Source organism: Sphingomonas sp. Xoc002 (assembly GCF_050408055.1).
In the GTDB taxonomy this organism is placed as follows: domain Bacteria; phylum Pseudomonadota; class Alphaproteobacteria; order Sphingomonadales; family Sphingomonadaceae; genus Sphingomonas; species Sphingomonas yabuuchiae.
The window spans coordinates 2,896,876-2,911,081 of the sequence record NZ_CP191175.1 but is presented as its reverse complement, the minus strand read 5'-3'; the positions used below and the strand labels follow the sequence as shown (position 1 = coordinate 2,911,081).

Here is a 14,206-nt window from a genome sequence, read left to right as displayed (position 1 = left end):
CCTTGGGCAGGCGGTCATTCGGAAAAGCCCGGGGTCGGCATATTCTTCTTCCTCGCGGGCAGCGCGGTCGCGGCACCATGCGGCACGGGCGCGACCTCGGCCGCCATCGGTCGACCCTGAACCGGCGGGGTCATGGTCGGCACCGGGCGCGGCGCCGACGTATCGCCGCCGCCGCCCATCCGGCCCAGCAGGACGCGTTCGGCGTCATTGGCCGGACGCATGCCGTCGGTCGGCAGCGCGATCTCGGAGGGCGAGTTGACCGGCTTCACCAGATAGGGGGTGATGATGATGACCAGCTCGGTCTCGTTGCGCTTGAACGCGTTGGACCGGAACAGCGAGCCGATCAGCGGCAGGTCGCCCAGCCACGGCGTCTTCTCGATCGAATTGTCGCGCGAGTTGGACAGCAGGCCGCCGATCATCATGCTCTGGCCCGACCCCAGCTCCAGCGTGGTCTCGGCGCGCCTGGTGGTCAGTGCGGGGATCGAGGTTCCGCTGATCGTGACCGAGCCCACCGACGACAGCTGCGACACCTCCGGCCGGACGCGCAGCGAGATGCGCCCGTCGGACAGCACCGTCGGCGTGTAGGACAGGCTGACGCCATATTGCTTATACTCGACCGACACCGCGCCGAAGCCGCTGGCCAGCGGAATGGGAATCTCGCCACCCGCCAGGAAGGTCGCGGTCTCCCCCGACAGGGCGGTCAGATTGGGGTTGGCCAGCGTCGCTACCTGACCCAGCGATTCGCCCAGGTCGATCGCGCTGAGCAGGTCCATGCCCAATACGCGCCCGCCCAGGCCCAGCGTCGTGCGCTGCGTGCCGGGGTTGAACGTATATCGGGTGCCGGCCGGAAGACCCGCCGCATCGGTCAGCTTGTCGATGCTGCCCGCATTGCGGCCCGACGCGATGCCGAACACGAAGCCGCTGGAATTGGCGTCGCGGTTCAGCAGGTTGACGCCGATCTGCTTGACGAAGCTGCGATTCACCTCGGCGATGCGGACCTGAAGGTTGACCTGGAGCGGGGTCGCCGTCTTCAACCGGCTGATGATCCGCGTGTCCTTGCCGACATAGGCCTGGACCAGCCGCTCGGCCTCGGCGGCGTCGTCGGGCGCGGCGATGGTGCCGGTCAGCAGGATCAGGCCGTTCATCGGCGTGGCGACGATCTGCGCCTCGGGCATGGCCAGCCTGAGCATCCGGCCGATCGAGTCGAGATTGTTGCCGATACGGACGGTCGCCGCATAGACGACCGCGCCGCCGCGCCCCGTGGCGGAGACGGTGGTCTCGCCGGGCTTCTTGCCGAAGATATAGAGCTGGGTCGGCGAGCGGACCTGCACATCGGCGATGCTGTCGTCGGCGACGAACAGGTCGGTCATCGGACGGGGCAGGGTGATCAGCCGCGCCCGGCCGGTGTTGATCTCCAGCGCGCCCGAACCGTCGCTGGCCGGGGTCGAATCACCGGGCCCGGACGGCGCCGACCGCGCGGGCGACGGGGCGAGAAGCAGCGGAGCCAGCATCAGCACGAAGGCCGAGGTGCGCGGCGCGCGCAAGAGCAGCGAACGAAGCGACATGGTCAATTTCCATCCCCCATCGGCGTGGCGCCCGATGACGCGCCGGATGACGGGGCGACCGCGCTGCCCCGAGCGACGCGCACGCCGGCGTTTTCGGACCTGCCGCGTGCCTGACCGATGGCAGGCGCACCCGGGTTCATGGCGGAATTGTCATTGGTCATGGCGATCGCGCCGTGGCTGGGCGAGGAGTCGGTGTTGTGGCCGGGTATGGTGCGGCGCTGATAGCGCGACACGTCCGCTCCGGTGACATAGGACGCCCGGTCGACCGTCGGCTGGGCGACCGCACTCGGATCGCTGCCCGCCGCCAGGTCGGCAGGCCGCTCGGCCAGCGCGCGCAGCGACAGCGACAGCGTGCCGACCGTCTGTGCGACCGCCAGCTGCTCGGCCATTTTCGGCGTCGCCTCGACGGTGACGGTGGTGAAGGTGTGGACCTGGGTCTTGCCGTCCTCGGCCGCCTGATTGTCCGTGCGCTGGTCGGTCGCCAGCACGCGGATGTTGCGCAGGATCGTCTCCGACACCTTCAGCGGCGGGCCATCGCCGCCGCCTGCGACATCCTGGGTCAGGACCATGTCGATCCGGTCGCCCGGAAACACGAAGCCCGCAACCGCGGTCTGCGCCGACACGGGCACGGTGACGGCGCGCATGCCGGGCGTGAGCGCGGCGGCCAGGAAGCCGCGATCACCCGGGCTGACGACCGCGCCCTGGGTCAGCGGCTGACCGGCGGTGATCGCGTAGCGCAGCACGGTGCCCTGCAACTTGGCGATATCGTCCTTGCCGCGCACATAATAGGCCCCGGCCAGCATGTCCTTGGGCCAGGGCTGGAACTTCAGGGCGGTGGCGTCGATGATCGTGCCGACCGGCAGGGTGCGCGTGGCCACCAGGATCTCGGTCTGCGGCGCGACGGGAGCGGCGACCGTGACGGCCTGGGCCTGGGGAACACTGCTACCGGCGGTGACGGTTCGGGCGAATAGGGCCGTGATCCCTGCAATCAGCAGGGCCCCGACCAGCAGTAACACTTTTCGACTGTCCATCCTGCGTTCTTCGGCATTGGCCGAGCCCGATGCTCGGTTCGATTGGTGGGTTAAATGGACGAAAAGGGGTTAAATAACGGTTCCTGAAGGATGACGAGCGCGGCCACCGCGATGGCCACGCCGTAGGGAACCTCGATCGCCGGAGCGGCATCGCCCAGCCTTCGGACGCGCAGGCGGTGATCGACCAGCATCGCGATCGTGACCGCGCCGCCCGCAAGCGACATGACCAGCAACATGCGGAACAGCGACGGCAGGGGCAGCCACAGGGCTACGGCCGCGATCATCTTCACATCGCCGCCGCCCATCATGCCGATGCGAAACGCCTGGGCGAACAGCAGGAACATCGCGACGCCGACGCCGAGTTGCACCGCCATGCCGGGCCAGACGGGAACGCCGCTCGCCCACCACCACAGCGGCGCGAGCAGCGCGATGGCGATATTCTTGCGGTCGGCGATCTCGCGGGTCCGCGCATCCTCGATCCCCGCCGACACGAGCAGCAGGACGAGCGCCACGAGCAGCGCGATACGCATTATGGTCCATTCCATGGCATCAAGCCCTAGACGGCGGGGCTTTCAAAACCGTAACCGGGATGCGGATGACCGACGCCCTGTCCCTTCGCCGCAGTTTTTCGGCCGCCGCCACGCTGTCGCGCTGGCACGCGCCCGACGGGTGGGAGCATCGGCGCTTCGACTGGGCGGCGCGCGCGCCGCGCGGACGGCTGTTGTTCCAGGCCGGCCGTGCCGATGTGATCGAGAAATATCTGGAGGTCTTCGCCCATCTGGTCGGGCGGGGGTGGAGCGTCACCGCCTTCGACTGGCGCGGGCAGGGGGGATCGGGGCGGTTGCTGGCCGATCGCCATGTCGGGCATGGCGGCAATTTCTCCATACTGGTCGAGGACCTACGGGCTTTCTGGACGGCATGGCGGGCCGAGGACTCCGCGGGCGACCTGCCCCACGTCCTTTTGGGTCATTCGATGGGCGGGCATCTGGCGCTGCGGGCGGTGGTCGAGGGGGCGGTCGATCCGCACGCCCTGATCCTCGTCGCGCCGATGCTGGGCCTGCGCCTGCCGACTGGCGCGCTGCTGGGGGCGGGAATCATCGGCCTGATGAACGCGCTGGGCCGGGCCGAGCGCGGTATCTGGGAGGCCAAGCAAGGTCCCGGTCATCATACCCGCCAGCGCAACCTGACCCATGATATCGAGCGGTTCGAGGATGAGGGCTATTGGTACGCCCGACAGCCCGATCTGGCGCTGGGGCCGCCGAGTTGGGGCTGGCTGGCCTCCGCGCTGCGCTCGATCCGGGCGCTGGCGCGCGATCCCCGGCTGGACCGGGTGAGCGTCCGCTCGCTGATGCTGATCGCCGACGCCGACCGGCTGGTCGATCCCAAGGCCGCCACCGCCATCGCGGCCCGCATCGGCGCGCAGGTCGAGCGGTTCGGGCCGGAGGCGGCGCATGAATTGCTGCGCGAGGTCGATCCGGTGCGGCTGCGCGCGCTCGCGGCGATCGATGCTTTTCTGGACGGGGTGGCGGCGTGATCCACGACGTCGCGATCGTGGGCGCGGGCATGGCCGGGGCGGGGCTGGCCGCCGCGATCGGATCGCGTGCGCGCGTCCTTCTGCTGGAGGCGGAGGACATGCCCGGCCGCCATGCGACGGGGCGTTCGGCGGCCTTCTGGTCGGAAACCTATGGCGGCCCGGCGGTGCAGCCGCTGACCACCGCCTCGGGGCCTGCCCTGCGCGAAGGCGGCTATCTGACGCCGCTCGGCTCGCTGCATGTCGGCCGCACGGAGGACGAGGCACGGATCGAGCGGCTGCTCACGGATTTCGACGGGAGCGGGGTGGACCTATCGCGCGTCGATCCGGCGGCGCGTATCCCCGGCCTTCGTCCCGAATGGGTGCACGGCGTCTGGGAGCCGAGCTGCGCCTATATCGACGTCGCCGCGCTGCATGCGGATTATCTGGCGGCGGCGAAGGTGTCTGGTACGGAAATCCGGACCCACGGGGCTTTGCTGGCGGCCGAGCGGCGCGATGGCGTCTGGCATCTGGAAACCCGCGCGGGATCCTTCTCGGCGAAAGTGCTGGTCAATGCAGCCGGTGCCTGGGCGGATGACGTGGCGAAGCTTGCGGGCGCCGCGCCGATCGGCATCACGCCTTATCGCCGGACCATGGTGCAACTGCGCACCGATCCGCCCGTACCGGAAGGCCTCCCCCATGTCGTCGACATAGCGGGTCGTTTCTACTTCAAGCCCGAGGCGGGCGGGCGGCTCTGGCTGACCCCGCATGACGAGACGCCGAGCGTGCCCTGCGACATCGCGCCCGAGGAATGGGACGTCGCGGTCGCCATCGACCGGCTGGAAAAGGTCGTCGACTGGCGCGTCGAGGCGGTCGAGCGTCGCTGGGCAGGGCTGCGCAGCTTCGCCCCCGACCGCGCGCCGGTATACGGCTTCGATGCACGCATGCCGGGCTTTTTCTGGTGCGCGGGGCAGGGCGGCTTCGGCATCCAGACCGCCCCCGCCGCCTCGGCGCTGGCGGCGGCGTTGCTGCTAGGCGCGGGGCCTGTGCCCGAGGGGATCGACCCCCAACGCTATGGCGCAGGCCGGTTTTCTGCTAACGGATGATCGCTTCTTTTCCGGAGAGATCATCATGGCACACAGCTTTGCGATCGAGAAGAACAAGGCGGGCGAGTATGTCGCCAAGTTCCGCTACAACAGCGAACTGATCTGGTGGACCGAGGGCTATGCCAGCAAGGCCGGAGCCCGCAACGCCATCGAATCGATCCTGAAGAACGGTCCGAACGCGCCGATCCACGAACCGGAGTGATCTGCGCTTCGGGGCAAAGGACGCGGCAGGCGTCGGATTATTTCCGAAACGTCTCCGCCGCGTCGCTGGCCAGCTTGTCGGCGCGCTCGTTGTCGGGGTGCCCGGCATGGCCCTTCACCCATTTCCACTCGATCTGGTGGCGCTCGGCCGCCGCCAGCAGGGCCTGCCAGAGTTCGGCATTCTTGACCGGCTTCTTGTCCGCCGTGCGCCAGCCATTGCGCTTCCAGCCGTGGATCCACTTGGTCAGGCCGTCCATCACGTAACGGCTGTCGGTCGACAGCGTGACGGCGCAGGGGCGCTTGAGCGCGTTCAGCGCCTCGATCGCGGCCATCAACTCCATGCGGTTGTTGGTCGTCAGCGCCTCGCCGCCGGACAATTCCTTTTCATGCGTACCCGCGCGGATCAGTGCGCCCCAGCCGCCGGGGCCGGGATTGCCCTTGCATGCGCCATCGGTGGCGATCTCGACGGGGGTCACAGTCCGGCCTTTCCGTCGCGATAGGCGATGTAGCGCCGCCAATAGGCCAGCGGGTCCTTGCGCGTCACCAGCGCGTCGGCGGGGGTGTTGAGCCAGTCCCACGCCCGCGACAGGGCAAAGCGCAGGCATGCCCCCATCGCCAGCTTCGCGAATGCCGCGCGCTCCGCCTCGGTCAGCGGAAAGTGGCGCTGATAGCCCTCGACCAGCGCCTCGCCGATCTCCGGCGCGTACACGTCACCGCTGGCGTCGAAACTCCAGGCGGAGTGCATGACGGCCAGGTCATAGACGCGGAAATCGGTGCAGGCGAAATAGAAGTCGATCAGCCCGGTGACCTTGTCGCCCAGCACCAGGACATTGTCGGGGAACAGGTCGGCATGGATGACGCATGTATCGAGGTCCTGCGCCTCCCAGCCGCCCAGCACGGCGTCGAGCGCCTTGTCCATTGCGTCGTGCAGGCCCGGCTCGATCCGGTCGAGATCGCGCCCGCATTGCGCGAATAGCGGCCGCCAGCTGGCATGGCCCATCGAATTGGCGCGGTTCTGCGGAAAGTCCTGAACCGCCCGGTGCATCGCCCCCAGCGCATCCGCCGCCGCCAGCGCCTGGGCCGGGGTGGGGTGCGACAGCGACACGCCGGTCAGGAACTGGATAAGGCACGCCGGGCGACCCGCCAGCTCCTGTATCTCCACGCCGCCCCGGTCCTTGATCGCGGGTGGCACCGGCAGCCCCTTGGCCGCCAGATGGTCGAGCAGCGCCAGGAAGAAGGGCAGGTCGCCCGCCGCCACGCGCTTTTCGTAGAGCGTCAGGATGAACCGCGCGGTCGTGGTATCGACCAGGTAATTGCTGTTCTCGACGCCCTCGGCGATCCCCTTGGCGGAGATCAGGTCGCCCACGTCATAGCGTGCCAGAAACGCCGACAGCGCTTCGGCCGAAACCTGCGTATAGACGGCCATGGTTCAGGCGGCCGTTTCCAGCCCGCGGGGCAGCTTGAAGGCGATGGTCTCGCGCGTGGTCTCTTCCTCGCGTTCGGAAACGATGAAGCGTTCCGACAGGCGATCGACCAGTTCGCGCACCAGCAACTCCGGTGCCGAAGCCCCGGCGGTCAGGCCCAGCGTCTTCACGCCGTCCAGGAACGCCCAGTCGAGATCGGCGGCACGCTGGATCAGCATCGCGCGCTTGCCCGCCCGCTCGGCCACTTCGACCAGGCGCAGCGAGTTGGAGGAATTGGGCGCGCCGATCACCAGCACCGCGTCGCACTCGGCGGCGATCGCCTTGACGGCGGCCTGACGGTTGGAGGTGGCGTAGCAGATATCCTCGCCGCGCGGCCCCTGGATCGTCGGGAATCGGCGCTGCAACGCCTCGATCGTCGCGGCGGTGTCGTCGACCGACAAGGTGGTCTGGGTCAGGAAGGCGAGATTGTCGGGATTGGCGGGCGCGAACGCCTCGACATCCGCAACCGTCTCGACCAGCGACATCGAGCCGTGCGGCACCTGGCCGAAGGTGCCGATGACCTCGGGGTGTCCGGCATGGCCGATGAAGACGATGTGGCGGCCCATCTCGACCAGCCGCTCGGCCTGGCGATGCACCTTCGACACCAGCGGGCAGGTGGCATCGAAATAGGCGAGGCCCCGGTTCTCCGCATCGGCGGGCACCGACTTCGGCACCCCGTGCGCGGAGAAGACGACATGCGCGTTGGGCGGCACCTCGTCCAGTTCCTCGACGAAGATCGCGCCCTTGGCCTTCAGGCTGTCCACGACGAACTTGTTGTGGACGATCTCGTGCCGGACATAGACCGGCGCGCCATGCTTCTCGAGCGCCAGCTCGACGATGCGGATGGCGCGGTCGACACCGGCGCAGAAACCGCGCGGGGCGGCGATCAACAGGTCGAGCGGCGGCTTCGTGGCGTCGGTCATGGATGGGGTCATGGGGACGGCTCTACGCCATTGCTTGCGCGCGTCCAACCCGGTTCCTATGCTGGCGGCCAAACCGGCATCCTGCTTCGGCATCCAGAATAGGCGTTTCGACCTGTGAAAGCATCGTTTCTCGCTCCCGTCGCCCTTGCGCTCGTTCTCGGCGGCTGCGCCCGTACGGGTGAGATCGATGCGTCGGGCGGCATCACCGCCGTCCGCTCGGCTTGCCCGATCGTCGGCGTCGCGGCGGGGACCGGCGACATCACGCTGTTCAAGACGCCCGGCGCGACCGACCAGGGTTCGATCGACCTGATCGCCAACCTGACCAATGTTCGCGGCAACTGCGCCGATGCTGGTTCGGACATCGTGACGACGGTCAATTTCGACGTCGAGGCGCGGCGTACCGACACGGCGGCGGCGCGGGACGTGGTGCTGCCTTACTATATCGCGATCGTGCGCGGCGGGACCAACGTCGTCGCCAAGCGCGTCGGCCGGGTGAACGTGCATTTCGATGCGGGCCAGGCGCGCGGCCAGGTGGCGGGCGAGGCCTCGACCACCATCTCGCGGGCGGCGGCGACCTTGCCCGACGACGTCCGCGAAAAGCTGACCCGTCGCCGCAAGGCCGGGGACGAGGATGCGGCGGTCGATCCGCTGACCAATCCGGAGGTGCGCCAGGCGGTGGCCAGCGCCAGCTTCGAGGCGCTGGTCGGGTTCCAGCTGACCGACGCGCAGCTGCGGTACAACGCGACTCGGTAACCCCTGATTCCTCCCCTGCAAGGGGAGGGGGACCATCCGAAGGATGGTGGAGGGGTGTCGCCGCTGGAGAGTGCGGGATACCGTGGCAGCCGGTGACACCCCTCCGTCAGGCCTTCGGCCTGCCACCTCCCCTTGCAGGGGAGGAATATGGTCGCACAATCCACAAGATTGATCGCGCCCACGGCCGTTCCCGATTGACTTGGGACAACCCTATCGGCAGAGGGCGCGGCGTCGATGTCGGACATGTCCGACATAGGCGCGCGCGGGAGAGCGCCGGGTTCGCCTTTCAGGTGACGAAAACCTGGCCGCCGAAGGAGCAACCACCCCGGAATCTCTCAGGCAAATGGGACCGCGCGATCGCCATCGACACTCTGGAAAGCGCGCTTCGGCTCACGCCGTCGTGCCACCGAAGGGGTAAGCCGGAATTTCCGGCGAAAGCTCTCAGGTTCCGTGACAGAGGGGGATCGGATCGGGTAAGGACATTTGCGTCCCTAGCCGACACCCTTTTGACGGAGACCGGCCCCGTGAGCGACACCGCAGATCTGAACGTAGAAGACGCCCCCGAGGGTCAGGAGATCATCCAGACGCTGCCGCTGGACGCATGGCATCGTGCGCGCGGCGGCCGGATGGTCCCGTTCGCGGGCTATGAAATGCCGGTCCAGTATGAAGGCATCATGGCCGAGCATCTCTGGACCCGCGAATCGGCGGGCCTGTTCGACGTCAGCCATATGGGCCAGGTGGTCTTCACCGGCGAGAACGGTCTGGGCCCGGTCATCACCGCGCTGGAGAAGGTCCTGCCGGGCGACATCACCGGCCTAAGTGATCGGAAGAATCGCTATTCGTTGCTGCTCAACGAAGAGGGCGGCATCCTCGACGACCTGATGGTGACCAAGCGCACCCTCGACGGCGCGGAAGAGCTGTACATGGTCGTCAACGGCGCGACGAAGTATGACGATATCGCCTATCTGCTCGACTTCATCCCCGACGATGCGACGCTGAACCTGCTCGACGAGCAGGCGCTGCTGGCGCTCCAGGGGCCCAAGGCGGTCGATGCGCTGTCGCGGATCGTGCCGGGCGTCGAGGCGCTGGTATTCATGACCGCCGCCGACTTTACCTGGAATGACGTGCCGCTGTGGATCAGCCGCTCGGGCTATACCGGCGAGGACGGCTACGAAATCTCGATCCCGGCCGAGCATGCCGCCGCGTTCGCCGACCGCTTGTGCGAACAGGCGGAAGTGAAGCCGATCGGCCTGGGCGCACGCGACTCGCTGCGTCTGGAGGCGGGGCTGCCGCTCTACGGCCATGACCTCGACCCCGAGACGACGCCGGTGATGGCCGATCTGGGCTTCGCGCTCGCCAAGAAGCGTCGCGAGGCGGCCGATTTCCTGGGCGCCGAGCGTATTCTCGCCGAGCGTGAGAACGGTCCGGCCGTCAAGCGCGTCGGCCTGACCGTCGCGGGTCGCCAGCCGGTGCGCGAAGGCGCGTCGGTGGTCGCCGAGGACGGCTCGGTTATCGGTCGCGTGACCAGCGGCGGCTTTGCCCCCTCGATGGGCGCGCCAATCGCCATGGCCTATGTCCCGACCGCGCTGGCGACGCCCGGCACGGCCCTCAAACTGCTTCAGCGCGGCAAGACCCATGACGCCACCGTCACGGCGATGCCGTTCGTCCCCCATCGTTACGTTCGTTCAGGAGCCAAGTGACCATGAGCCGCTATTTCACCGAAGATCATGAGTGGATCGACGTCGACGGTGATGTCGGCACGGTCGGCATCTCCGATTATGCGCAAGGAGCCCTGGGCGACATCGTGTTCGTCGACGTCCCCGAGGAAGGCCGCGAACTGTCCAAGGGTGACGAGGCTGCCGTGGTCGAGTCGGTCAAGGCCGCCTCGGACGTCTATGCGCCGGTGTCGGGCACCGTCGTCGAGGGCAATGCCCAGCTGGCCGACGAGCCCGCGCTGGTGAACAGCGATCCGGAAGGCGAGGGCTGGTTCTTCAAGATCACGCTGTCGGACGCCTCGGAGCTGGACGCGTTGATGGACGAGGCCGCCTACGCCGCGTTCGTCGCAAAACTCTGATCTTCCTTACTCCCCTCCCGCAGGCGGGAGGGGCTGGGGGAGGGGACTCGTTCTCCCCCGGACCATCAGGCTTGTTGAAGCCGACTGCCCTCCCCCGACCCCTCCCGCCTGCGGGAGGGGAGAAGAAGGGGAAGGGCGATGACCCCTCGATCCGCGAGGTTTTCGGGGTGAGGGGCGGAGAAATGGAACGCATGCGCTACCTGCCCCTTACCTCTTCCGATCGGGCCGAGATGCTCTCGGTCATCGGTGCCGGATCGGTCGACGATCTGTTCGTCGACGTGCCCGAATCCGCCCGCCTGTCTGGCCCCATCGAAGGCCTGCCCAACCACGCGTCCGAACTGGCGGTCGAGCGGCACATGACCGCGCTCGCGCGCAAGAACATGGTCGCGGGCGACGTGCCCTTCTTCCTGGGCTGCGGCGCGTACCGCCATCACGTGCCCGCCAGCGTCGATCACCTGATCCAGCGCGGTGAGTTCTTGACCGCCTACACGCCCTATCAGCCGGAAATCGCGCAGGGCACGCTGCAGATGCTGTTCGAGTTCCAGACGCAGGTCGCGCGTCTGCTCGGCACCGATGTCGCCAACGCGTCGATGTATGACGGCTCGACCGCCTGCTGGGAAGCGATCGGCATGGCGCGGCGCATCACCAAGAAGTCGAAGGCGATCCTGTCGTCGGGCCTGCACCCGCATTATGTCTCGGTCGCCAAGACCATGGCGAAGTATACCGGCGACACGCTGGAGACCGGCACGCCCGTCCTGACCGCCGAGACCGATATCGACCAGATGATCGCGGCGATCGACGCCGACACGTCCTGCGTCGTCGTCCAGTATCCGGACATTCTCGGCCGCATCGCCGACCTGACTCCGCTGGCCGAGGCCTGCCACGCCAAGAAAGCGCTGCTGATCGCGGTCGTGACCGAGCCGGTCGCGCTGGGCGCTGTCCGTAGCCCGGGCGAGATGGATGCCGATATCGTCGTCGGCGAAGGCCAGTCGCTGGGCGTCGGGCTTCAGTTCGGCGGGCCCTATGTGGGCCTGATGGGCTGTAAGGATAAATATATCCGCCAGATGCCGGGCCGCTTCTGTGGCGAGACGGTGGACGCCGACGGCAAGCGCGGCTTCGTGCTGACGCTCTCGACCCGCGAGCAGCATATCCGCCGCGAAAAGGCGACGTCGAACATCTGCACCAATTCGGGTCTGTGCGCGCTCGCCTTCTCGATCCACATGACGCTGCTGGGCGAGGCGGGTCTGCGCAGGATGGCGGGGATCAACCATGCCAATGCCTGCCGTGCGGCGGATCGTCTGGCGAAGGTGCCCGGCGTCAAGCTGGTCAACGACGTGTTCTTCAACGAGTTCACGCTCGACCTGGGCCGTGAAGCGCGCCCGGTCGTGCGGACGCTCGCCGAGCGCGGCGTGCTGGCGGGCGTGTCGCTCGGGCGGCTCTATCCGGGTGAGGACGCGCTTGCGAACGGACTGGTTGTGGCGGTCACCGAGACGGTGACGGCGGAGGATATCGAGACGCTTGCCAAGGCTCTCGAGGAGGTGCTGGCATGACGATCAACCAGAGCGGCTGGAAGCCCACGAGCCCCGAAGCCAACGAAGCGGCGGTCCCGGCGACCTTCACCGGCAACCGTGCGCTGATGCTGGAAGAAAAGCTGATCTTCGAGATCGGCGACAGCGAGACGACCGGTGTCGACTTTGCCGAGGGCGATGTCGCCGGTTCGCGTCTGGGCGACCTGTCCCGCAAGGACCCGATCGGCCTGCCCGGTCTGTCGGAGCCGGAGACGGTGCGCCACTATACCCGTCTGTCGCGGCAGAACTACGCGATCGACCTGGGGCCGTTCCCGCTCGGCTCGTGCACGATGAAGCACAATCCGCGCCTGAACGAGAAGATGGCCCGTTTGCCGGGCTTCAGCGACGTTCACCCGCTGGCCCCCGTCGACACGGTGCAGGGCGCGCTGGAGGTCATTCACCAGCTGGCGCACTGGCTGGTCACGCTGACCGGCATGACCTCGGTCGCGATGAGCCCCAAGGCGGGCGCGCATGGTGAGCTGTGCGGCATCCTGGCGATCAAGGCGGCGCTGGAGAAGCGGGGCGAGGGCCATCGCAAGGTCATCCTGGTGCCGGAGTCGGCGCACGGGACCAATCCGGCGACGGCGGCGTTTGCGGGCTTCTCGGTCGAGGACATCCCCGCGACCGCGGACGGCCGTGTCGACACCGATGCGCTGAAGGCGCGGCTGGGGCCGGACGTGGCGGGCGTGATGATCACCAACCCGAACACCTGCGGCCTGTTCGAGCGCGATCTGAAGGACATTTCCGACGCGGTCCATGCGGCGGGCGGATACGTCTATTGCGACGGCGCGAACTTCAACGCCATCGTCGGGCGCGTGCGTCCAGGTGACCTTGGCGTCGATGCGATGCACATCAACCTGCACAAGACCTTCTCGACCCCGCATGGCGGCGGCGGGCCGGGTTCGGGGCCGGTGGTGTTCTCGGAAGCGCTGACGCCGTTCGCGCCTTTGCCCTTCGTCGAGAAGACGGGTGAGGGCTTCCGCCTGGTCGAAGAGGAAAATGCCGACGACCATCACGCCGACAGCTTCGGCCGCATGGTCGCCTTCCACGGCCAGATGGGCATGTTCACCCGTGCGCTGACCTATATCCTCAGCCACGGCGCCGATGGCCTGCGCCAGGTCGCCGAGGATGCGGTGCTCAACGCGAATTATGTCCTGCGCTCGCTGGAGAACACGCTGGACGCCCCGTTCGCCAAGAGCGGCCCGTGTATGCACGAAGCCATCTTCTCGGACGAAGGCCTGGCCGAGGGCTTCTCGACGATCGACGTCGCCAAGGCGCTGATCGACGAGGGTTTCCACCCGATGACCATGTATTTCCCGCTGGTCGTCCACGGCGCGATGCTGGTCGAGCCGACCGAAACCGAGTCCAAGGCCGCGCTCGATCAGTTCATCGGCGCGCTGGCATCGGTGGCGGAGCGGGCCAAGGCGGGCGACCCGTCGCTCAAGACCGCGCCGCACTTCGCGCCGCGCGCGCGCCTCGACGAGACGCTGGCCGCGCGTAAGCCCGTGCTGGTGTGGAAGGACAAGGCGGCCTGATCGGCTGAAGCGACCCTCACCCTTCCGGCGCTTCGCGCCTCCCTCCCTCTCCCATCGGGAGAGGAGTGACGGGTCGTTCATGCCCCCGGCATGGACTGAACAGCGCGGGGCGCTGTTCACCCGGCACTGGGCCCGCCCGCGAAAGCGGGTGGGAAGGGTGAGGGCGGCTTGCCGATCAAACCGCCGTGAACAGGCAAATCCCGCCCAGGATCACCCCGGGCGCATTGGCGAATACGATCGGCCAGTCCCGCTTCTCGCGCAGAAACCCGTACGCGACCCAGAGCGAGCAGTTCACCATCGTTGCCAGCGGTTGAATCACCGAACCCTTCTGTCCCGCCAGATTCAGCTGGATCTGGTCGATATAGGACAGGTACATCGCCACCGCCGTCGCCGTGGCGATCCAGCCGAGCAGCATCAATTTCCGTTCGCTCACAGGTAGTTGATCCCCTTTGGTAAATCGATTGAACTCCACCGAAG

General features: G+C 67.7%; 15 protein-coding genes and 1 riboswitch. Of the genes, 8 read left to right on the top strand and 7 right to left on the bottom strand.

Features of this window, described 5'->3' with window-relative positions; translation table 11 throughout:
- Positions 1–14 precede the first annotated feature (14 nt).
- The 3 genes from ACQR50_RS13185 to ACQR50_RS13175 are packed head-to-tail and all read right to left on the bottom strand — an operon-like array spanning position 15 to position 3,141.
- On the bottom strand, positions 15–1,565 hold the full coding sequence (locus ACQR50_RS13185; RefSeq protein WP_428968662.1) for a type II and III secretion system protein family protein: 1,551 nt from the start codon (positions 1,563–1,565) through the stop codon (positions 15–17).
- A gap of 2 nt (positions 1,566–1,567) precedes the next feature.
- Positions 1,568–2,596 (bottom strand): Flp pilus assembly protein CpaB, encoded by a 1,029-nt coding sequence (gene cpaB / locus ACQR50_RS13180; protein ID WP_428968661.1) that lies wholly within the window; start codon positions 2,594–2,596, stop codon positions 1,568–1,570.
- Positions 2,597–2,646: 50 nt separating this feature from the next.
- Positions 2,647–3,141 carry an A24 family peptidase gene (locus ACQR50_RS13175; RefSeq protein WP_428968660.1) on the bottom strand — a complete coding sequence of 165 codons (495 nt, stop codon included), beginning with the start codon at positions 3,139–3,141 and terminating at the stop codon, positions 2,647–2,649.
- A 50-nt stretch (positions 3,142–3,191) separates the two neighbouring features.
- Here ACQR50_RS13175 and ACQR50_RS13170 point away from each other — a divergent pair, with 50 nt between their 5' ends.
- Genes ACQR50_RS13170 through ACQR50_RS13160 form a run of 3 tightly spaced genes read left to right on the top strand, consistent with a single transcriptional unit; the run spans position 3,192 to position 5,414 of the window.
- Positions 3,192–4,130: an alpha/beta fold hydrolase gene (locus ACQR50_RS13170; RefSeq protein ID WP_428968659.1), complete on the top strand. Its 939-nt coding sequence runs from the start codon at positions 3,192–3,194 to the stop codon at positions 4,128–4,130.
- On the top strand, positions 4,127–5,212 hold the full coding sequence (locus tag ACQR50_RS13165) for an NAD(P)/FAD-dependent oxidoreductase (RefSeq protein ID WP_428968658.1): 1,086 nt from the start codon (positions 4,127–4,129) through the stop codon (positions 5,210–5,212). The genes ACQR50_RS13170 and ACQR50_RS13165 overlap by 4 nt, the downstream gene beginning before the upstream one ends.
- Before the next feature lie 25 nt (positions 5,213–5,237).
- Positions 5,238–5,414, top strand: a complete 177-nt coding sequence (locus ACQR50_RS13160; protein WP_076709711.1) for a YegP family protein — start codon at positions 5,238–5,240, stop codon at positions 5,412–5,414.
- 37 nt (positions 5,415–5,451) lie between these two features.
- Here ACQR50_RS13160 and rnhA read toward each other — a convergent pair whose 3' ends face one another.
- Genes rnhA through ispH form a run of 3 tightly spaced genes read right to left on the bottom strand, consistent with a single transcriptional unit; the run spans position 5,452 to position 7,799 of the window.
- Entirely contained in the window at positions 5,452–5,889 is a 438-nt protein-coding gene (rnhA, locus tag ACQR50_RS13155; protein ID WP_056434428.1) for a ribonuclease HI, read from the bottom strand.
- Positions 5,886–6,839 (bottom strand): homoserine kinase, encoded by a 954-nt coding sequence (gene thrB / locus ACQR50_RS13150; protein WP_428968657.1) that lies wholly within the window; start codon positions 6,837–6,839, stop codon positions 5,886–5,888. Before thrB ends, rnhA begins: the two co-directional genes overlap by 4 nt.
- Before the next feature lie 3 nt (positions 6,840–6,842).
- The gene (gene ispH / locus ACQR50_RS13145) at positions 6,843–7,799 is read right to left on the bottom strand and encodes a 4-hydroxy-3-methylbut-2-enyl diphosphate reductase (protein ID WP_428968656.1); all 957 of its coding nucleotides are present in this window, start codon (positions 7,797–7,799) and stop codon (positions 6,843–6,845) included.
- A gap of 114 nt (positions 7,800–7,913) precedes the next feature.
- On the opposite strand from ispH, the gene ACQR50_RS13140 reads away from it, so the two are divergent.
- The 5 genes from ACQR50_RS13140 (at position 7,914) to gcvPB (ending at position 13,729) form a co-directional block, all read left to right on the top strand.
- Entirely contained in the window at positions 7,914–8,552 is a 639-nt protein-coding gene (locus ACQR50_RS13140; RefSeq protein ID WP_076717129.1) for a hypothetical protein, read from the top strand.
- 253 nt (positions 8,553–8,805) lie between these two features.
- Positions 8,806–8,914, top strand: a riboswitch (glycine riboswitch).
- Between the two features lie 162 nt (positions 8,915–9,076).
- Positions 9,077–10,252, top strand: a complete 1,176-nt coding sequence (gene gcvT, locus ACQR50_RS13135) for a glycine cleavage system aminomethyltransferase GcvT (protein WP_428968655.1) — start codon at positions 9,077–9,079, stop codon at positions 10,250–10,252.
- Positions 10,253–10,254: 2 nt separating this feature from the next.
- Positions 10,255–10,626: a glycine cleavage system protein GcvH gene (gcvH, locus tag ACQR50_RS13130; protein ID WP_056434420.1), complete on the top strand. Its 372-nt coding sequence runs from the start codon at positions 10,255–10,257 to the stop codon at positions 10,624–10,626.
- A gap of 191 nt (positions 10,627–10,817) precedes the next feature.
- Positions 10,818–12,176: an aminomethyl-transferring glycine dehydrogenase subunit GcvPA gene (gcvPA, locus tag ACQR50_RS13125; protein WP_184105506.1), complete on the top strand. Its 1,359-nt coding sequence runs from the start codon at positions 10,818–10,820 to the stop codon at positions 12,174–12,176.
- Positions 12,173–13,729 carry an aminomethyl-transferring glycine dehydrogenase subunit GcvPB gene (gcvPB, locus tag ACQR50_RS13120; protein ID WP_428968654.1) on the top strand — a complete coding sequence of 519 codons (1,557 nt, stop codon included), beginning with the start codon at positions 12,173–12,175 and terminating at the stop codon, positions 13,727–13,729. Before gcvPA ends, gcvPB begins: the two co-directional genes overlap by 4 nt.
- Before the next feature lie 175 nt (positions 13,730–13,904).
- Here gcvPB and ACQR50_RS13115 read toward each other — a convergent pair whose 3' ends face one another.
- Complete coding sequence (locus ACQR50_RS13115) at positions 13,905–14,144, bottom strand: SemiSWEET family transporter (protein ID WP_428970702.1); 240 nt, start codon at positions 14,142–14,144, stop codon at positions 13,905–13,907.
- Between the last annotated feature and the right edge of the window lie 62 nt (positions 14,145–14,206).